Origin of the sequence: Wolbachia endosymbiont (group B) of Camptogramma bilineatum, from assembly GCF_947251825.1 — a bacterium.
In the GTDB taxonomy this organism is placed as follows: Bacteria; Pseudomonadota; Alphaproteobacteria; order Rickettsiales; family Anaplasmataceae; genus Wolbachia.
Window position 1 is genome coordinate 103545 of the sequence record NZ_OX366391.1, and the last position, 20834, is coordinate 124378.

Genomic DNA, 20834 nt, shown 5'->3' on the forward strand with positions numbered 1-20834 from the left:
GTATATAATATGTCTAAGCAAGTAGGTAAACAAGGTGAAAGTAATCTTATTTTAGAGCCTGAACAGTTCTCTAACAGCTTCTTCAATAGTCAACAGAGTAGTTCATCAAATCCAAAATTACCGACTATAAGTCGTAAAGATAGGCATATGGATTTAATCAAGAAAAGGTACGCAAAAAACAAAGATGTTGCAGAATATCTAAGAAGTTATGACTTTATTAAAAGAGCAGAAGAATTGTCAATAATTTATCTTTTTGAGCGAGACTCATCTTCTACGAAATTGCAAATACCATTGACTACAGATGAACAAATTCTAGTTAAAAAATTTTGTGATGAGATGATAAAAGGTATAACAGAACACGATGAGCAAGAAAGCGTTTTAAAGTACATGGAACGCATAATAGAGGGTTATTTAAATCAAGGAATAAGATTAAACTCATATTACGGTAAGGATAATAAGACTGTAACAAATTTTATATTTGAAAAAATGGAAGAATTAATTAATCGCTTTCATGCAAATCCACACAATTCAACTACAAAAAATATCATACAAAAGATCACTCGTAATTTAGTGTTAAAAGGTGGGGTAGAAAAAGGATTATCTTTTTATAGCGATATTGAAGGCGGATATTACGGCTCTAATTATTTAAATGATCTTAACGAACAATGTAAGAGTAAGAAAAAAATGCTAGAGGGTCTAGCATATGAAGGTATTGTGAAAGAAAATAACAAGCAAATTGATAAATATGATCTTGAAGTAGAAGTAGATAATAAATATTTTTATATTAAGTATCCACAAGGTAGTATTGTTGAAACTGCGAGAACTTTAAATAATGAAAAAGCTAAGGATTTAGAAGTTGGCATATTTCAGATTGAGGAAAGTATAGTAAAAGTTGAAATTACAGAAGATGAAAAAAGAAATTACACAGATATCTTAAAAGGTGGTATTGAAATATTTTTTACTACTAAAATAGGAGAGATTAGTATTTATCTACGGAAAGATGGTAACAAAATGGTAGTAGAAATTGATGAGAAAAGCAAAATAAGGTTTAGCAAGTTAGAAAACAAATCAAGCTTTGGAGGGAATTGTCTTATACAGGGGAAAAGTGTTTTAGAAGTTATGGGCAAGAGTTTTGAAAATATTCCTGAGGAGTTAACTCAGACTATTAAAAACGTTCCATCTACTAGTCTTATGCAAACATGTTTACAACAACAAGAAAACTCTAATAGGGAATTAAATTAATGTATTTTTAGGATAATAATTAAGAAATTAATTATAAACATTCATACGCATTCGATTGTAGTAGAGGATATGGGGCAGCAATTAGCACAAGAACTAAAGGCAAATGTGGTTGGTTGTCAAATAGTGATTGATTAAATCAATTTAGAGAGGTAAATAGCAGCTTTGCAGCTTGTTTTTATGAACAAAGATAAAACGTTGTAGCCAAGTGCGCTTTCGGCATTGTGCTGAATTGCAATATCTCTGTGCTCTAATTCCTCATCGCGAAATTTACTTATAGTTTCTCTTAATTCCCCATCTTCTAAATGTAAGACTTGCTCCTTGTAGTGCTCTCCGATCACTTCTTCAACTGCAGCAGTGCAAGCCATAGCGGCTTTTTTACCCATCATGGCAGTTACAACACCAAGTGATACCCCTAAAGCACCCCAAACTGGCAACAAAACAGTAGGACGAACTCTTTGCTCCTTGATTTTCTCATTAAAATAGTGGAAATGTTTTTTTTCCTGCTCCTCCATTTCAATTATTTTGTCAATTATGGAAGATTTTTTAAGAATAAATTTTTGACCGGAATAAATGCAAATGGCTCCATATTCGCCAGCATGATTTACTCTAATTGCTTGTTCTAAAAATTTTCCTTTCAATTTTTTTATATTGCTTTCCAATGTCTCCTCCCTTTATTTCTGCATTAGTACTACTATAAACCAACATATTATAGAGTAAATAAAATTCCATGCGTGCATTGCACCAACATTGTGATTACAGGAACTCAAGCAGCTATAGCAACGGCAAGAGTTACTTGACGGACTCCGCCATTCTCCTTAAAATAAGGGTGAAGATATATTATTTATCTTCAGTCTGTGCAGATAAAACGACAAAAAGCTCAATATACTTGATGTTTAATTTTTTGCACTATGTGCACTCTATGTCTTTATAAAACTTTTACCCACATAAGCTAAAATGCGCTTATCAAAGCATTTAATACAATGAAAAACGCCAATTAAAAAAATAGGTAGTAGCTGATAGATTTTCTTTTGCCTTTTTCTCTGTTTAGTAAATTTTTCAATATTTAATGCAATTAGCCGGTACTAAGATGATAACGAGTAGTAAGCTAAACATCCGTGTGGTTATTAGTATTATCAAGATATTCTCTAATCTTCTTTAAATCTTCCCAAGCTAAGCGTTTTTGTGCTGGTTGACGAAGTAGATAGGCTGGATGAAATATAGCGGCTGTGGTAATTGCATGAGATAAATATTGGTTAGTATAAGTATGAAATTTGCCACGCAAGTTCGATATAGTCTTTGTGTTATCAAGAAGGCTATAACATGCGATTCCTCCAACAAAAATCAGAATCTGCGGTAAAACAAGAGCAATATGCTTCTCAACAAATGGTCTGCACATATCAAGCTCTAGATCAGTTGGTTTTCTATTACCTGGTGGACGCCAAAACACGGTGTTGCTTATATATACCTTAGTGCGGTCCAGATTAATTGCACCGAGCATCTTATCGAGCAGCATTCCGCTTGCACCACAAAATGGTATGCCTTTCAGGTCTTCATTTGCTCCTGGTGCTTCACCAACAAGCATGATTTTTGCATTTGGATTACCATCGGAAAAAACAGTATTAGTTGCAGTTTTTTTTATTTCACAACCCTCAAATGACTTAACTGCACTTCTTAGTTCATCTACACTACCACATTCACTTGCAAGCTTCCTTGCTTCAATGATCCAGTCACTTGGGAACATGGCTTTTTTCTGCTCGATGACAGAAGACTGTGCAGCTCTCTCATTTTCCACTTTTTTTTCCTCTTCACCTTCAGTTAGCGTGCAGTCAACACCCACTTCATGATAGAACTTCAACAATTCTAGATCTTCATTGTTCATAGTGCCTCTTAACCTTTTGAGCTTTTTTCATAGCCATATCGTACTTCAATTTAGACAAATGTCTAACGTATAATATACCATTTAAATGATCTAACTCATGCTGAATACACCTTGCAAGCCAACCACTAGCTTTTAGCGTCTGTTCTTCGTTATTTAAATTTTTATATTTCACAGTTAAATATTTTGGACGCTTAATTTCATGGCTTTGCTCTGGAATTGAAAGGCACCCTTCTTTGAGAATTACTTGTTCACCCGATAATTCTGTAATTTCAGGGTTAATCATACAAAACTTGCCAACTGAGTCATACCCTGCTAGCTCATCTCCAACCTTTTCTGGCTGAACGTCCATGATAAAAATTCTCTTCAGCACTCCAACTTGTACTGCAGCAAGACCAAGACCTTCTGCATAGTACATAGTTTCGAACATGTCGTTTACTAATTCTTTAATTTTATCGGTTATATCTATTACTTCACTGGCACGTGTAGTTAACCTTTCATCAGGGGCAATTACAATTGGCAATTTAGACATAAAATTAAAATTTTATGTTTTATTTTTTCCTTTGTACAGTATTTTGGGTATATTAAAATGTTGCTGTATTTTTAATAGAAATATAAATTATTAAAGGAAGCTACAATTTGAATGGAATTGTGTCATAAGGTCAACCAATGTACTCTGCAGTAATAATAAAACCAAAGCGAAATGTTTTTGCCGTTTTAGACGTAGGTACAACAAAAATTATCTGTCTCATTGTTAAGATCAATAGCAACTTCAGCTATAAAATAATAGGAACGGGTTATAAAAGTGCAGAAGGTATAAGCGGTGGATCAATAACTGATGCAAAGCATGCAAGTTACTCTATTTCATCAACTATAGGTTTAGCTGAGCAAGTATCAGAAGAGACTATAGACCAGATATATGTGAATGTAGCCGGATGTGGAGTCTCATCTTTTAACGTATATAACGAAATTATTGCAGCTAATCACGAAATTTCAGACCGAGATATAAAACGTGTAGTCTTTCAGACGTTTGAGAAATATATCGAAGAAAATGTTATCATTCACAATATACCACTGAAATATCACTTGGATGACATGACTGATATAAAAGAGGTTGGTGGATTGTACGGAAAAAGACTATCTGCTGATGTTAATGTCGTCACTGCTTCGCGTCCAGCGCTTACCAACATTGAAAATTGTATAACTAATAATAGCGGGATAAGTATGGCTGGTTGTATTGCTTCCGCATATTCTGCAGGCCTTGCCTGTCTAAGTGAAGATGAAAAAGAGCTAGGAACTGCCATTGTTGACATAGGGGGTGGGTGTACTGCAATTGGAATTTTTAAGAGAGGGAAGCTTATATACACAAGCAGCATTCCAATTGGCGGCATTCACATCACTCGAGATATAGCTTATGGACTATGCACAAGTATAGAGCATGCTGAACGCATAAAAATACTATACGGTAGCACTGTCGTAACTTCAATAGATGAGAACGAATATATTACACTGCAAAACAGTGAAAATGATGAACCGACTCGAGTACCCAAGTCCGAACTTATTGACATCATAAGACCTAGAGTTGAGGAGATATTTGAACTGGTAAGAGAACAATTTCAAGAACAAAAAGATCCAATCAATAAAGTAGTGCTCACAGGTGGAACCAGTCAACTCACAAGCATGAAAGAGATTGCAAGCTATATATTCAACAAACAAGTCCGCATTGGATGCCCTGAGTCTCTCAGTGGCCTTGATGGCGAGTATGATAAAAATCCCGTATTTTCTGCTGCCATAGGCTCTATCAAGCTAATAGTTGACACTTTTTATAAAAATAACTCTGGAATGCTCGGTCAAGATGGTAAAATGAGTAAATTGTATAATTGGGTTAAATCGAAAGTCACGGTTTGATTTTACCAAATAAAGTTTTGATATCCGTCAAAGGAAGTATAAAGAAAATTATTTCAAGATTGATAAATTGATTCGTGATCATACACCTGAAATTATGCGCTCCCATGGAATGATTGTTTATGATATGGTGATGGAAAAAGATGAATATGCTGAACGTCTCATTCTATGATAAAAGATAAAACAGGCTGGATCCCAGTGGGCTTTGTTGAATCGCTCAAGTGAAAAGAACTGGCAGTTACTGACAAAATTCATTATAAATAGCCATTTAACTGTTGAAGAAAAAATATGCCACAAAAAATGAGAGTCAGTAACTGCCATGAATATAACAAATTTCTCCAAGAAAGAGGAAGCATTTTTTGTTATATCAATGACGCCATAGAAAATTGGTACGAGAATTGTCCAAAAATGCAGGGCGGCAACTATATTTATAGTGATAAAGTTGTGATTTTGGTGCATATAATCGTTAATCTTTTTAGAATTGGCTTAAGACAAACGGTAGGGTTTGTAAAAGGATATCTGCAACAAATAGGAAAAAATTTGCAGCTATTCACAAGCATCAAAAAAAACTTAATATTAAGATAAATGATTGCAGAAAATAATATAGAAGATATCGAAGTTGCTATAGACAGTACAGGAATTAGTATATACAACAACACACAGCAAGGAAAATAGCACTGACAGAGTGGCTATGAGCAAACGAGAAAATTGCACGTAATGTTGAATATAAACAACAAAAAAGCCATAGCTGTAAAATACAGTAACGGTGTCTACTCTGATCACTTGTGATTTGCTAAAAGAAGTTGATTTTCAGCATGCCATAAAAGCACTATATGCAGATAGAGCATGTGATAGGCACAAGTTTTATAAGTTGTGTAACGAATATGATATAAAGACAAAAATTCCACCAATAAACAATGCAGCAGAACATCCAGAAATAGATTATATGTCTGACAGGAATGCTGCTATTAGGTTAATAAAATTATACGGTGAAGATGGCATGAAAGAATGGAAAAAGAAGTAAATTATGGGAAAAGATCTTATATTGAAGGTTTTTTCTCAAGATTAAAGCAAATATTCGGATTTAGTTTTAGGAATAAATCTGAGATAAATCGAGAAAAAGAACTAAATGCTATTTGCTTAATAAATTCACTGATATTGGTATGGCTAAATTTGAGATAGTTACATGAATTTAACATAAATCACCATCTCATAAAGTGTGATGCAATAAAGCCATCCCAGTGTCAGCTACTCGGATGACAAGAAAGGGAGTACAGGTTTCAATATTTGCATGCATCTGAACAGATAAGCAATTACTATCAGAAAGAGGGAGACTATGCTACTCCTTTCTATCCACTTTTTTGAGCAATCCACTTCTACATCTAACACACATCTCAGTGATTATAATATCCAATTTTTGATCATGTTTTTCTACAGGTAAATTTTTACAATATTGCTTCTCATAGGCTACACCTATAAATATTTTTCCAAGTGGCCGTAATTTTTTTATCATTTCATCATACCAACCACCGCCAAAACCTAACCTATTAAAATGATCATCAAAAGCAACAATAGGGGTAATGATTGTGTCGGGAATTATATCTTCATCTGCTTTATTCCATTCCTCAAATTTTAATAACTTATTTTTATTAGGAATTGCTACTTTATATCCTAAATCGAGTAAATGATGCATCAAAGGCACAACATTAATTTCTCCGTCTGTTGGAATGTACGCTGCTATTGTTTTACCTTTAACGCAACTTAAGTTTTTGTTAAAGAGATTAATAAGAGAATTTGCTGCATAACTAGAATAACTTTCATCAACATCTTTTCTTATGGTTCTATATTGCTTCCTTAGTTCCTCTTTGTGCTGTTTAGTGTCTTTGAACATGTTCTATCCATTTTGCAGTGAGCTTTTCTTGTAAACTATTTTGCTTCAAGCGCTCACTTAAAAAATCAAAGTCAACAAGCTCCATATCCTGGTCTTGATTATTGCAACTATAAACAAAACTTATTTCTCCTGTTTCCTTATTTATGTGTTGCTGAATACATTGAGCGCAGATTTCTTTCATCATGCACTGCATAGGAGAGTTAACTGATGATATTGCTATGTGTTTTGGTTTTAGATATGGCTTTAAAATTGTTTTTCTAGCTTCATTTATAGCTTTCATCATTTTATCAGAACCAATAGTGATGATTTTATCTATAGTGTTTAAACTAATAGTAATTTTACCTAACTTTCCTTGCTGATATGAGATTATTGCATCAACTATATTACCATGAAAGGATTTATCCTGTTCTCTGCTTGTTTCTATCAATCCTTCTTCACATGCCCAAATTACTGCACTTGATGCACGTTCTATCAGTGCTCGTTTAAATACATCACTTAATTTTTTATAGCCAGCGAAATATAAAACCTTATGATTGTTTTCAAGACATGCTTTCCCTATCGAAAATAACACTGCATTTCCAACTCCACCGCCAATGAGCATTATATTCTTCATAAACTTTTTATGGAGTAGAAAACCTCTCTAACTTCAATTAAACTGATAACTAACAGCTGCATTTTTACGCATATTATCCAATAACAGGTTGCTTTGTATCATAATCTTTTGTTGATACATTTCCTGTTTTATTGCTTCTATATCCATTGCATTATTTTTGATATCACATAACATCATCAACTTTGCAGTGCTATTTTCTCTTAATTCTACTATTTCATTCATATTTGTTTTACTAAATAAAATCTGTAAATCAGGATTTAAATTTCGCATTTTTATTTCAAACTCTTTTACGCTTGGCAACTTGAAATCATCTGCTAACTTGTCAAAATTTAAACAACTGACCTTTTGCTCCTTAAAACTAGAGAGTAAACTTTCTGAACCTTCAACTACAACCCGTTTCAGTTTTAAAGTACTTTTCAGCATTGTATGATTAAGCTGTACTTTATCTATGACTTTTATAACAGAGTAACCTTCGCTTAAACTAACCGGACCTGCTACATCACTGATTTCTAATCCTTCCAAAACGTCCTTGAGTTTACCTTTTGGCTGACTTAAATTAACGGTTGCTTTGCTCATCTTTATTGAAGATTCTGGATTATTACTGCTACGTAATTGTTTTATTAAATCTTCAGCCATCTTCTGATCAGGAATTACAAACTCCTGAAATGTAATAAGGTAGTCAGGTTTCTCTTTTTGTTTTCTTACATCGTCCACTTCTTTATCGCTGATATTGACAAGTGGCACAATTCCTACTTCAATAATCTTGTTCCACAGTAGCTGACACTTTACTTGTTTTTTTAGGGTATTGAGATCTATATTATGCTTTTTTACGTATTGATCAACTTCATCAGCCTCAAGTTTTAAACTTTGAGTTAAGAATAACGTGACAGCATTATTTAACTCCTCGTTACTCAATTCTATATTCATCTTCTGTGCTTCGCTGACAATGATAATTTCGTCTATTAACTGTCTTAGAATTTGAGATTTTACCTCTTTTTGATTAATCTTCTGAGTGCCAAGCAATGAATTTATGAAGTTTATACGTCTTTCGATATCTAAATTTGAAATTGGCTCACCATTTACATCTGCAACAATTTCAATCTCAGTTGCAAGTAACCTAAGCGGCAGCATTATTAATATCAAAATTAGTATTTTATGCATATAAAATTATTTAGCTAATAACTAATTCTATAATAAATACTGAATAAACGCTAGCTAACTTTTTAATAATTAAAAAAGAGGATGAAATTACTGTAATGAATACCTAAACAATAATATACGGAAGGAGAGGGATTCGAACCCTCGATACGACTTTTCAATCGTATAACGGTTTAGCAAACCGCCGCCTTCAGCCGCTCGGCCACCCTTCCAAATTATTACTATAATATCAAGACCTTTACTGCCTGTCTAATGCTTTTAACCGCAACATAAAAAACAACAATATTTTTCTGAGCAGCTCTGATGCAAACTAATTTCTACTTTTTTTAATGATTTTTTTTGCTTCTTCTACATCAGCCCATTCTCCAACTGTCACTGTTTTTCCCTTTTCTAGATCTTTATAATGAGAAAAGAAATGAACAATTTTATCTAATAGATTTTTAGGTAAGTCAGAATAGTTCTTTATATTGTCATAATAGCTGTCAACACTGGAAATGGGCACCGCTAATATCTTTTCATCCTCTCCTTTTTCATCTTTAGTGAGTAATGCACCTACTGGACGCACCGATATCAAAACTCCAGGCGCTAAAGGAAATTGAGTTAGTACCAAAATATCCACAGGATCACCATCACCTGAACAGGTGTTTGGTACAAATCCATAATTGCAAGGATAAGTCATTGAAGTAGACAAAAATCTGTCAACTTGTAATAATCCGAGCTCTTTATTAAATTCATACTTTACAGGCTCAGCATTTGCGCCTATTTCAATTACCACATTCACCGCATTTGGTCCCGCTGTTATTTTACTTAAATCCATGGATTACCTCTTAACTTAAGAATAAGCATTATACAATATGTGCTTTTAAGTTGCCACATTTATGTAGTTCTGAGCTTATTTGCATGGAGCGGTTCTAATTTTTTCTTCCGCACATCATCGACTGTTGAAAGTGGTGGTTCCTGTGGTGGTTTCAATAATTGAGATAAGGCATATATTACCACAATAGTCAGCACTGCAGCAATTATTAGATTAGTTTGTGGATTCATTGAGTTAAACAATTTTTGTTCCATAAGGAAATAGTCAGCAGCATATAATCCAACAGATAATATAAACATGCCTAAAGCTAATTTACAAAATGTGTTTTTATGATTTTTGTTTTTTTTGTTATTGATAGTAGAGTTTAGTCTGCATTCACTTTGTGGCACTGAGTAATACGTATTCTCAGGGTTTGTTACTAATTGTTCAAATGCATCACTATTTTGGTTTTTTAGTAGTTGCTCTAGAGTACGTTTGATATTTTTAGGATATAGAGAATCTTGACTGTCTTGCTCTCTTGCAGCTGTAAATGTCCCGTTCAATTCACTTATACCTCTATAATTAAGTGTATACTTGGTGAATCCATTTCTATACGTAACTCAATTTTTCTTAATACGTTTATTAACTGTAAGATGTAACTGTAATACAGTGGTGTGTTGATTACTCTAGCTTTCTCATTAATATATTGATTGAGTGATAAAATATCTCCATTTCCAGTACATGTAGAAAATATACCATAACTAGAAAATAGTAATGCTATGTCTTTATCTATTTTTATACTGTGAATCGAGTAATAATGATTTATTACCTCTTTACATAAGCTAAACTCTTTATCAAATTCATTTGCATAGCTTATTTTGAGTAACTTTTTAACATTATTGAGTACTTGTTTCTCAAAGTCATCATTATTGTTAAATAGAGCTTCACCTTTCGGATTTGCTAGAATATTAAAAAGCTTTAGTTTTTTTTGATCTTCTGTCAATTCTACTTGATCTACAATTTCCCTTAGCAGTTTCTTCGAAGTGTCACAAAGAGTAGGTATTTTTTTACTTTCAACTGCAGCATATATTTTATCAATTACTTCTTGAGTATTGAACTGAGCATTTTCTGCAAGAACTCTATAAGCTTGAACATAAATTAAAAACAATCCTTGTAGACTAAATTTTAAGTTAAAATATTTATCTAATGGCTCTTGTTCTTTTTTATTAATGAATTCGAATAGACCTATATGATTTCTGCAATCCATGCAATGATGTAAGTCAGCATGTTGAAAACTGCCCAAACGAATAAATGCGGCTTCTAGTAAATTGCCCTTACCAACAATTTTTATTAACTCTTCAACTTCTTTAACCATCCCTCTAGTCCACAATATAATAATTATCTTTATAGTATAAAGAATATAGGATAAAACAGCAATAAATTTTATTGTATGTTTACATTCTGCATTAAAAAATTAAACCACCAAGTTAGGAGCATATCCAACCTCCACCTATAACTTGTTCGCCCTTATATGCTACACAGGCTTGACCTGGACTGATGCCAAAGTAATCGTCGTTTAAAATTACACAGGCTTTGTTCTTTTCGTCAGTTGAATATATTGTCGCTAAGCTTCCTGCATGTGATGACCTAAGCTTCACAGTTACTTCCATGCCTTCTTTTGGTTGTTCTAACCAATTTAACTCTTTGACCAATATCTTTTTTTGCATTAGAGCATTGATCGGGCCTACTACAACTTCATTATTTTCTGTATTAATTTTTATCACGTAAAGAGGCTCATTGTGTGCGATGCAGAGGCCTCTTCTCTGTCCCACTGTAAAATTTACTATGCCGCTGTGCTCACCTAGCACTTTTCCATGAATATCTACTATTTTACCTTTCTGTACAGATTGTGGAGCTAATTTAGCTATTGTTTTACTATAGCTTTCGGAAACAAAGCATATATCTTGACTATCCGGCTTTTCAGAGATTTGTAAGCTAAAATATTTTGCTAATTTTCTTATATCACTTTTATAGAACTCACCTAGTGGAAATCGCAAAAGCTTTAACTGCTCCTCAGTTGTAGCAAACAAAAAATAACTTTGATCTTTACTTTTATCAATACTTCTGCACAACTTTACCTCACCATTTTCTTCTAATCTTCTTACGTAATGTCCTGTTACGAGCACATCCGCACCAAGATTTTTTGTGACTTGCAATAGATCACGGAATTTTACTGTTTGGTTACATCTTACACATGGTATGGGGGTTTCCCCACGCATATAGGTATTTGCAAAATCCTCTATTACTTCCTTTTTGAATATTTCCTCGTAGTTTAAAATATAGTGGGGAAAGCCAACACTTTCAGCCACGTATTTGGCATCATAAATATCCTGTCCAGCGCAGCATGCACCCTTTCTCGCATTACCATCACTGCCATAGAGCTGAAGAGTCACACCTATCACTTCGTACCCAAGGTTATACAGCAGTGCTGCAGCAACGGAGCTATCAACTCCCCCGGACATTGCAACAATAGCCTTAGTTTGATGCGGAGCTTTATCTTTTAATAAAGGTTCAATTTCAAATTCTTTTAGCATATAATTTATAAACACAAACCTGGTGTCAAGCACTGGAATCCAGTTTCTATTACACAATTTCATCGAAAAAGCGTACTTATTTGTAGTCAAGTTCCAGTGTCAAGCGCTGGGATGACACCCCTTCCTGCTGGAAGTTGCCTTTAAATTACTTGGTGCGTGGCACTGGGATCTCATTTATATTACATAATTCCATCAAAACAATTCGATAAACTGCCTTCAAAAACAATTTAATCTTGCTTGAATAAAACATGGCCAAAATAGTCCATGTTTTCAAGTACTTTTCCGCTACCCAGGGCAACACAACAAAGTGGATCATCTGCAACACGAACTGGTAATTTTGTTGTTTCACTAATAACTTTACTCAAGTTGCGCAATAACCCACCTCCACCAGATAAAATTATTCCTCTATCAACTATATCAGAAGAAAGTTCAGGTGGAGTACTCTCCAGTGCAGTTCTAATAGCAGAAATTATCTGATGTACAGGCTCTATTAGGCTCTCTGCAACTTGATATTCTGATAAAAGCATTTCTTTTGGCATACCACTCACTAAATCCCTGCCTTTAATTATCATTCCCTCTTTGTTGTTTTCAACTGGCAGACTGGCTGAACCGACGTTTTTCTTGATTTTTTCAGCAGTTGTTTCGCCAATCAATAACTTATGATTTTCACGAATGTATGACTTTATTGCCTCATCCATAATATCGCCACCTACTCTGGCAGAACGTGAATAAACAATTCCACCTAAAGAAATAATTGCAACTTCAGTTGTACCACCTCCTATGTCAACAATCATAGAACCTTCAGGTTCGGTAACTGGAAGTCCAGCCCCAATTGCTGCAGCCATTGGTTCTTCAATTAAGAATACTTCATTTGCACCAGCACTTTCTGCTGCATCTTGTATAGCACGCCTTTCAACTGGGGTAGATCCAGATGGAACACATATGATAATACTAGGCTTATTAACAGTGAATCTTGTGTTTGCGCTGCGTATGAAATATTTTAACATTTCTTCCGCGCTTTTAAAATCAGCAATAACTCCGTCTTTCAAGGGCCTTATCGCTTCTATTTCTCCAGGTGTTTTTCCGAGCATCATCTTAGCTTTTTTGCCAAAAGCATAAGGAACGTAACTTCCTTTTTCTTTTACTCTTGCTACAACTGAGGGTTCATCAAGCACTATCCCCTGATTTTTCTGATAAACTAAAGTATTTGCAGTACCAAGATCTATAGCAATATCGCTAGCAAATAAACCTTTGAAAGTAAAAAAATTTCTGATTAAATTCTGAACAAAACTCATACACAACTCAAGAAAACCATTTATTGAGACAAATTATACTTTTCAGATAAGTAACTAGTGTAGCACTCAATATCTAAATCCCTACCTGTTACCTTTTTTAGCTGTTCCAAAAAGCCATAATTTGCACTATATACATTTTTAGAGAACCAATCGATAAGTAAACTGAAATCTCCTTTTACTATAGAATCTAAAAATTCGTAATGATTTTTCTTAATGAAAGAAAAAAACTGCACAGCAGCGATTAACGCTATGACTTTAATAGGAAAGTAGCCTATAACACCACTTATCCAATACTCATCTTGAAAATAAGTGTCTAGCTCATTTTTAGCTTTTACTGAAATCTTGTAATGCTTCATACCTTCCAACCATTTATCGTGTAGATCTTTAACTTCTAACGTACCATTTATTAGATCTTGTTCTAATTTAGTTCTTAGCATAATGTGAGCCAATAAACTAAATTCATCCGCATTCTTCAAAAAAGATGAAAGATTTACTTTATTGAAAATCAAATACAAATTTTCAACACTACTATTAATTTTGCCTTTTGTAGAAAGTTTCTCCTTTATGTGTGGTTGAATGAACTCAATAAATTCTCTGGATGTTCCAATGATCCTTTCCATGAATAACCCTTGAGTTTCATACATAATATGTTTTGTAATTGAGCTCTTTATAGAATTTTGCGCTAAACATTTTTGATGAATTGCATAACCAGTATGCCGTAAAAGTAAAAATAAACCATAACAAAGGTCAGATTCATCATAATCGATAGAATCGTAATAAGAAATGGAAATCTCATTTGGTGTAACACTCATTTGCTGTAAGAATAAGGAACCAAGTTCAATCTGTCTCTGAACCGTAACTTTTTGTATATTAGTAACCTTATCCTTCTTCTGCTTTTGAGTTACTTTCTCTACATTTTCACTAAAAAATTTACCTAGCTTAGGAAATATTTCCTTTATGTTCTTTTCTGTGATATTAGAGTCATAGTCAGCAAGCAATGACTCATAGTTTGAGCGCTTTAATTGCTGCGATTTTATAGAAGCTGCTTCACGAGTAAGCTTAATTAGGTTAGTAAAGCATTCTTTCAGCTTTTCTAAGTTGCTAATTTCAGAATTAGTTAGCCTCCATAAGTTTTGGCATTCAATCTTAGCTTTGGACAAAGATTTTACTAAATCAACAGGAATAGCACTGCTGCTTTTGTGTATCCCCTCTATTAACTTTAGCTGCTGAATATTAGCACTCTTTTTATTCCTAAGAGCATTCGCTAATGATTCCTTTATTGCATCATGAGAGATAATTTCATGTCTGATTTCCTCTAGAAGACACATTTGTTCAACTTTGTCCTCTACATTCAATTGGCTTTTGCTTAGTAGTTTTAGTGTGTTTTCGATATTCCTTACCTTATGTAATACTTCCTCTAAAAACTTATAAGATCTCATTTTTATTCATTGCTTTGAAACATCCGCTTAATATCGTAATAGATTAATAATAAAGTTAAAAGTATATTTGCTTAAAGTACAATAAAAAATTGTATTTTTATTCTTTTATTGTACTTCATTGCTAAGAATTGAGCATCTTATCAGAAAATTAATTATAAGATTGTAAAGAAAACATTTAGTATTTTATTTCCCTTGACTCTATTCTAGTATAGAGGGATTATTAGTACTAAAATTAAAATTACGCACTATATTTTAAATTTATGGAGGTTTAGTGATGTGGAGTAGACTGATTATAATGTGTTGTTTTTGTTTACTGCTTACTGGTGTAAGTTCTTGCCCTAAAAAAGGAGTAAATACGACAAATAAAATGAATGCTGTTGTTAAGCAGATAGGTGATAAAAGAGTTTTCTTTGGTTATGATGAATCTAGTATCAGTGAAGTGAGTGCAGATGCATTACTTGACGTGATGGAAGTGTTACAAAATAATCCTGACGCAAAGGTCACTTTAACTGGTCATACTGACAATCGTGGTTCTCACGAGTATAATCTTGCACTAGGAGCTAGAAGAGCAGATGCAGCTAAAAAATTTATGGTCAGCTGTACACCTTATCTAGAAAATAGAATAAAAACTGCTTCTAAAGGTGAAACTGAGCCTTTGGTTAATGTAAAAGATGATTCTAGAAATTCTAAATATGAAAAAGAGCATGCTAAAAATCGTAGAGTGGAATTTTCATTTTCTGGAATAAAGAAGTAGTTTCTTGCATTAAAACCTGGATCCCAGTGTCAAGCACTGGGATGACAAAAGAGAGCAATTCCGCTGCTTGTTAGCGGGATCTATATATACCACAAATAAGTCGCTGTATGACGTAGAGACTATCTGGCCATCAAGAAACATAATGAAATTAGAGTTATTATTTCAAAATATAGCTAATAGTTTTGCTTTCCATAACCAAATCGCAGTTGCAGTATCAGGTGGTGTAGATAGTATAGTCTTACTGCATTTAATGACTAACTGGGCAAAAAAAAACAAGCTTTCACTTCCTATAGCATTAACAGTAAATCATGGGTTACGTTCAGAGTCTCAAAAAGAAGCTGATTTTATTATAAGTTATGCAAAAGAACTTGGAGCAAAGGAATCGTTCATATTAAATTGGGAGAAGCAAAATATTAAAGGTAATATTCAGTTACAGGCACGAAAAGCACGATATAAGTTACTAGCAGAGTGGTGTAAAAACAATAATGTTAAATGTTTGCTCGTTGCTCATCACAAAGATGATCAAGCAGAAACGTTCTTATTAAGATTGGAGCGAGGTAGTGGAGTAGATGGATTATCATCAATGGATTACAAATCTTTCTTAAATGGTATTTATATATTTAGGCCGTTGTTAAATTTTAGTCGTAGTGAAATAGAAAAGTACGCTAATCTTCACCGGTTAAAATGGATCGAAGATAGAAGCAATTATGACTTAAAATACAGACGAACTTTATACCGTAACTTACTTAAAGCAAGTGACAATCAAGAGATTTTAACAGAGCGAATATGCCTCACAGCCCTTCATATGAAAAGAGCTGCAAAAGCGTTGATGCACTACACACGCCTTGCACTTAATGACTGCGTTAATATTCATGATCTTGGTTATATTGAAATTAAACTAGATGAACTTTATAAACTGCCAGAGGAAATAGCTTTAAGACTTCTTCTTTATTCTATAATGGCAATTGTCAACAAGCACTATAAACCAAGGTACCGTAGCCTTATCGCAATATTTAATAGAATATTGCAACAAAATAGTGATGTTAATTGCACACTCTATGGATGCAAAATAAGAAAATATGGAGAAAGTATTCTGATAATGAGAGAATCGTCAAAGATACAGGAAATTACTGTACACTTACCATTAAATGGTTCTATTGAATGGGATAACAGGTTTAGCTGCACAATATTTGGAGATCAGGAGTGTTCAGTAACTATTGCTCCACTAAAGAAAACACAAAAAATCCCTGAATTTCTAAAAAATTATGATTATTGCTCTGAAGTTTACTATTCTTTGCCTACAGTACAAAAAGATGGAAAGATGCTTGCTTATCCTGATGTAAATTATAACGGAAAAAATACCGATGATGATAAGGTTCGATTCATTATTAATAGCACGATAAAACAAAATTTGGTAAGCTTGATTAGTATTTAATTAGAAATGTAAATGAAAAAATTTTTAGAAGGCTTATTGATCTGGTTAGTGATTATTGTTCTTATTTCAGTTGCTTATATTCAATTTAGCGGAAGTATAGGTAAGAGTAAAACAACTATACCTTTTTCAGAATTTTTAACTAGACTAGAAGAGAATGATATAGAAAATATTACAATAAGAAACCAAAGCATCGAAGGGAAGTTTAGGGATGGGTCAGCCTTTAACTCAAGTGGTGTTATATATAGTGACTTAATAAAAAGTTTGCATGATAGGAAAGTGAAGTTCTCCTTTTTAATTGGAGACTCTGCAATAGGTATCATTGGTGGATTACTTATTCAATGGGTTCCGACGCTTATCTTTATCGGTTTATTACTTTTCCTTTTTAAACAAACGCAAGCAGGAGGTAATAGAACTATAAGCTTTGGCAAATCAAAAGCTAGACTTATGACTACTGGAAAAAAAGTGACATTTGATGATGTTGCTGGGATTGATGAAGCAAAAGAAGAGTTGGTTGAAATTGTTGATTTTCTTAAACAAAGGCAAAAATTTCAAGTGTTAGGTGGGAAGATACCAAAAGGATGTCTTTTAATTGGTTCCCCTGGAACTGGTAAAACTCTACTTGCTCGTGCAATTGCAGGTGAAGCTAATGTACCGTTTTTTAGTATTTCTGGATCTGATTTCGTTGAAATGTTTGTCGGTGTTGGTGCAAGCCGTGTTCGTGATATGTTTGATCAAGGTAAGAAAAATGCTCCTTGTATAATTTTCATAGACGAAATAGATGCAGTGGGTAGGCATCGCGGCATTGGTCTTGGTGGCGGTAATGATGAAAGGGAACAAACATTAAATCAATTACTGGTTGAAATGGATGGTTTCGAGTCTAATGAAGGTGTGATAATAGTTGCTGCAACTAACCGTCCAGACGTCCTAGATCCAGCACTACTTAGACCTGGTCGTTTTGACCGACAGATTACTATTTCTTTACCTGATATAAATGGGCGTGAGAGAATATTAAATACGCATATAAAGAAAATATCGATAGCACCAGATGTAAACGTAAAAACAGTTGCGAGGGGAACGCCAGGTTTTTCAGGGGCTGATCTAGCAAATTTAGTGAATGAGTCTGCGCTTATTGCTGCAAGAAGAAATAAGAAAATTGTTACCATGGATGATTTTGAGTATGCACGTGATAAAGTGATGATGGGCATGGAAAGAAGGTCCTTAGTCATTACAGAAGAAGAAAAAAAGCTTACTGCTTACCATGAAGCTGGTCATGCAGTAGTTTCAGTTAATATGCCTGCTTCTGATCCTATACACAAAGCAACAATTATTCCACGTGGTAGAGCACTCGGTTTAGTTATGAGACTACCAGAAACAGATAGAGTGTCCCTCACAAGAGAAAAGATGCTAGCAGATATAACTGTTGCAATGGGTGGACGTGTGGCAGAAGAGCTAATTTTTGGCTATGATAAAGTCACAAGCGGTGCATCTTCAGATATAAAACTAGCATCAGATTTATCACGTTCTATGGTGACAAAATGGGGAATGAGCGACAAAATAGGTCCGATCTATCATAATCGCGAACAAATCACACATGATTCTGAGACAATTTCTGAAGATACGTTAAGACTTATAGATGAGGAAGTAAAGAAAGTCGTATTTTCTTGCTATGAAAAAGCAAAAGACATTTTAACCAAGCGTAGGAAAGACTTGGAGCTCATTGCTGAAAATCTACTGGAGTTTGAAACTTTAACAGGAGATGAAATAAGAGACATATTAAGTGGAAAAAAAATTGTTAGAAATGAAAATGAAGGTAAGGAAGAGGTAAGGAGATCCTCTCTCTAATCAGATCTGGCTTTATTTAACCGCTAAAACAAAAATTTTTAATTAATTAGCTTAAGTTATAAGATCATAGTTAAGCCGATGTATTTTATAAATGGACTTTTTTGAACATTCTTCCAATTTTTTTCTAAATAACTCTTTGCCTATTTAAATAAGTATGTTCAGTATTAGAGCTTTCCAGACCGCTACTAGGAGAAAGATTAGGTTCTTGCATCTCTATTAGCTTTAATACAGGAGCAGTTCCTGCTACAATAGCTCCTATAACAGCAGTAGCACCCATGATGAGAAGAATCGGTTCTGCAGTGGTGATTACACAAAGCTCAATACATAAACCAGCAATGACCATACCAACCATTATACCAATGAAAGCACCTACAATTATGGATGAAACTACACCAATTAATTCTCCTATTTTTGAACTAAGTGGTACTTCTCTTTCACGTCTAATACGCCTAATATAGCGTGACCTCATTTGTCCTCTCATTATTACATTTTCATCCCTGTTTCAAAAGAGATTCAATGACGCTTCTCTTTCTCTAATAAAATTTGGCCGCATTTGTTGTTCTCTTGACCTTCTTCGCTCTCTCATTATTATGTTTTCCTCAAAGAGGTTTAGTGGTACTTCTCTCTCACCTCTAATTCTAACATGATTTAGCTGTGCTTGTTCTACTAATAACCTTATTGTACTTTTTATTTCATTTAGCGGTGCTCTTCCTCCAATATCCTTAATTGCCTTCTCAAATTTTAATAGCGACTTGTTATTTAGTCTGACATTATTCTGAGAATCACAAACAATAACCCAATCTAAAATTGGCTTTTTTTGACCACCATACTCTATATAATCATTAATGTGTTCCTTTAGTTTTTTAATTATCTCTACTGCTCTTGTTTCCATAGCTTCTATGGCGCTATCTTCACTTTCTATGAGTATATTGAAAACAATTCCTAATAACTCCTGTTGTAAATCCTTTCCTTCTTTAATATTCATAATTAGCCTCAACTTTTATATGCTATTTTGCCAAAATAATTTTACCAAATAAGTAATATATATACAATAATTCTCGTTTAAAATTTTTTTTACATTGGCTTATCTCAGTTATGTTTTAGGATGTAAAAGCTTCTTACTTTAATAATTTATTAAAGTAAACCATATATGGATTGCTATTTAGGAGCAGCTGTTGTACTTTAATCAGAAGGTACAGTAATGTAAGAAGGAGGTACTTTATGTCTTTAAAAAATGAAATTTCTGAATTGATAGAGCAACAGCTTGGCATTAAATATCATGACAATTGCTTAGCTTACACTATCCATAATTCGGCTGCAGGTGAAATATCCGATTCTATTGCTCTTTGCATAGTTGGCTGTGGCGATTGTGAGATTAAGTATCAAGGTATTGCTAATTCATTTAACATAACGAAAGAAGAAATTAACCAAAGTAATATAGAAAGCATAAAAAATAAGATAGAAAGTGAAGCTAGAAAAGAAGGTAGTGAATTTTCCGAGTTGATTTCTAGAATGGATCAATCGCTGAAAGAACAAAGTGAAAAGTCTATTATACAGATTTTAAATTCATCTGCTGAAGAGATGTTAAGGAGTTTTTGTGGTAGTTCTATACAGAGAACAGAGGATAAAGAAGTTAGTCTGTCCTCTGCTTCACATGAAGAGCCTGCTACAGAAGATTCGGAAACTACTATTAATTCTGATCTTTTATCAATTTAACCAGCTCCTCATATAAATTTTTTCTGTACCCAAGCTATATGTTTGTGAGAGGATAGTAAGCACTACATTTTTCTATTTCCATTATAACAGATTCGTCTATTTTCATGATGATCTTACTATTTGTACTCTGTCTAGGACTAAGCAATAGAAATAGTAGGATAACAGTAGTCAACCAAGATTCCAGCATCACGTACTAGGATGATATAAGTATCATAATTTACGATTAGATTGACATAGGGTAAAGAGTAAATTAAAAATTAAATAGATCTTTTAATACAGAA

General features: G+C 33.7%; 20 protein-coding genes, 1 tRNA gene and 1 pseudogene. 7 read left to right on the plus strand and 15 right to left on the minus strand.

The window, feature by feature from the left end:
- The first annotated feature begins 9 nt into the window (after window positions 1-9).
- Entirely contained in the window at window positions 10-1242 is a 1233-nt protein-coding gene (locus OPR44_RS00580) for a hypothetical protein (RefSeq protein WP_265015017.1), read from the plus strand.
- A gap of 131 nt (window positions 1243-1373) precedes the next feature.
- On the opposite strand, the gene OPR44_RS00585 is transcribed toward OPR44_RS00580, so the two are convergent.
- The 3 genes from OPR44_RS00585 to def form a co-directional block, all read right to left on the minus strand.
- Complete coding sequence (locus tag OPR44_RS00585; protein WP_265015018.1) at window positions 1374-1901, minus strand: demethoxyubiquinone hydroxylase family protein; 528 nt, start codon at window positions 1899-1901, stop codon at window positions 1374-1376.
- Between the two features lie 446 nt (window positions 1902-2347).
- A complete protein-coding gene (locus tag OPR44_RS00590; RefSeq protein ID WP_010403847.1) occupies window positions 2348-3121 on the minus strand; it encodes a uracil-DNA glycosylase in 774 nt (257 codons plus the stop codon).
- On the minus strand, window positions 3111-3650 hold the full coding sequence (def, locus tag OPR44_RS00595) for a peptide deformylase (protein ID WP_264375094.1): 540 nt from the start codon (window positions 3648-3650) through the stop codon (window positions 3111-3113). Before def ends, OPR44_RS00590 begins: the two co-directional genes overlap by 11 nt.
- Before the next feature lie 137 nt (window positions 3651-3787).
- Between def and ftsA the strand changes: the two genes are divergently transcribed.
- Window positions 3788-5026: a cell division protein FtsA gene (gene ftsA / locus OPR44_RS00600; RefSeq protein WP_010403853.1), complete on the plus strand. Its 1239-nt coding sequence runs from the start codon at window positions 3788-3790 to the stop codon at window positions 5024-5026.
- A 285-nt stretch (window positions 5027-5311) separates the two neighbouring features.
- Window positions 5312-6213 (plus strand): annotated as a pseudogene (locus OPR44_RS08820) (IS5 family transposase).
- A gap of 149 nt (window positions 6214-6362) precedes the next feature.
- Here OPR44_RS08820 and OPR44_RS00615 read toward each other — a convergent pair.
- From OPR44_RS00615 to OPR44_RS00660, 10 genes are all read right to left on the minus strand, one after another.
- Window positions 6363-6914: a 5-formyltetrahydrofolate cyclo-ligase gene (locus OPR44_RS00615; protein ID WP_010403418.1), complete on the minus strand. Its 552-nt coding sequence runs from the start codon at window positions 6912-6914 to the stop codon at window positions 6363-6365.
- Entirely contained in the window at window positions 6898-7527 is a 630-nt protein-coding gene (locus OPR44_RS00620; RefSeq protein WP_264377469.1) for a ferredoxin reductase domain-containing protein, read from the minus strand. Before OPR44_RS00620 ends, OPR44_RS00615 begins: the two co-directional genes overlap by 17 nt.
- A gap of 33 nt (window positions 7528-7560) precedes the next feature.
- Complete coding sequence (locus OPR44_RS00625; protein WP_265015019.1) at window positions 7561-8688, minus strand: SurA N-terminal domain-containing protein; 1128 nt, start codon at window positions 8686-8688, stop codon at window positions 7561-7563.
- Between the two features lie 118 nt (window positions 8689-8806).
- Window positions 8807-8897 (minus strand) — tRNA-Ser (locus OPR44_RS00630).
- Window positions 8898-8995: 98 nt separating this feature from the next.
- Complete coding sequence (gene ppa / locus OPR44_RS00635) at window positions 8996-9502, minus strand: inorganic diphosphatase (RefSeq protein ID WP_265015020.1); 507 nt, start codon at window positions 9500-9502, stop codon at window positions 8996-8998.
- Window positions 9503-9561: 59 nt separating this feature from the next.
- Window positions 9562-10041 carry a hypothetical protein gene (locus tag OPR44_RS08700; protein ID WP_265015021.1) on the minus strand — a complete coding sequence of 160 codons (480 nt, stop codon included), beginning with the start codon at window positions 10039-10041 and terminating at the stop codon, window positions 9562-9564.
- A 5-nt stretch (window positions 10042-10046) separates the two neighbouring features.
- The gene (locus OPR44_RS08705) at window positions 10047-10853 is read right to left on the minus strand and encodes a WD1261 family protein (protein ID WP_265015022.1); all 807 of its coding nucleotides are present in this window, start codon (window positions 10851-10853) and stop codon (window positions 10047-10049) included.
- 112 nt (window positions 10854-10965) lie between these two features.
- The gene (gene mnmA, locus OPR44_RS00650; protein ID WP_264377465.1) at window positions 10966-12072 is read right to left on the minus strand and encodes a tRNA 2-thiouridine(34) synthase MnmA; all 1107 of its coding nucleotides are present in this window, start codon (window positions 12070-12072) and stop codon (window positions 10966-10968) included.
- A gap of 227 nt (window positions 12073-12299) precedes the next feature.
- Complete coding sequence (locus OPR44_RS00655) at window positions 12300-13367, minus strand: rod shape-determining protein (RefSeq protein ID WP_019236777.1); 1068 nt, start codon at window positions 13365-13367, stop codon at window positions 12300-12302.
- Window positions 13368-13387: 20 nt separating this feature from the next.
- Window positions 13388-14806 carry a gluzincin family metallopeptidase gene (locus OPR44_RS00660; RefSeq protein ID WP_264375088.1) on the minus strand — a complete coding sequence of 473 codons (1419 nt, stop codon included), beginning with the start codon at window positions 14804-14806 and terminating at the stop codon, window positions 13388-13390.
- 274 nt (window positions 14807-15080) lie between these two features.
- Between OPR44_RS00660 and OPR44_RS00665 the strand changes: the two genes are divergently transcribed.
- The 3 genes from OPR44_RS00665 to ftsH all read left to right on the plus strand — a co-directional run bounded on the left by OPR44_RS00665 (window position 15081) and on the right by ftsH (window position 18837).
- The gene (locus OPR44_RS00665) at window positions 15081-15560 is read left to right on the plus strand and encodes an OmpA family protein (protein WP_007302208.1); all 480 of its coding nucleotides are present in this window, start codon (window positions 15081-15083) and stop codon (window positions 15558-15560) included.
- Window positions 15561-15702: 142 nt separating this feature from the next.
- Window positions 15703-16995 (plus strand): tRNA lysidine(34) synthetase TilS, encoded by a 1293-nt coding sequence (gene tilS / locus OPR44_RS00670; RefSeq protein ID WP_264377464.1) that lies wholly within the window; start codon window positions 15703-15705, stop codon window positions 16993-16995.
- Between the two features lie 12 nt (window positions 16996-17007).
- On the plus strand, window positions 17008-18837 hold the full coding sequence (gene ftsH, locus OPR44_RS00675) for an ATP-dependent zinc metalloprotease FtsH (RefSeq protein WP_265015023.1): 1830 nt from the start codon (window positions 17008-17010) through the stop codon (window positions 18835-18837).
- Window positions 18838-18961: 124 nt separating this feature from the next.
- On the opposite strand, the gene OPR44_RS00680 is transcribed toward ftsH, so the two are convergent.
- Entirely contained in the window at window positions 18962-19306 is a 345-nt protein-coding gene (locus tag OPR44_RS00680; protein WP_265015024.1) for a hypothetical protein, read from the minus strand.
- 33 nt (window positions 19307-19339) lie between these two features.
- Entirely contained in the window at window positions 19340-19822 is a 483-nt protein-coding gene (locus OPR44_RS00685; RefSeq protein WP_265015025.1) for a hypothetical protein, read from the minus strand.
- A 236-nt stretch (window positions 19823-20058) separates the two neighbouring features.
- Between OPR44_RS00685 and OPR44_RS00690 the strand changes: the two genes are divergently transcribed.
- Window positions 20059-20553: a WBM0748 family T4SS-associated protein gene (locus OPR44_RS00690; protein ID WP_149168710.1), complete on the plus strand. Its 495-nt coding sequence runs from the start codon at window positions 20059-20061 to the stop codon at window positions 20551-20553.
- Window positions 20554-20834: the final 281 nt, after the last annotated feature.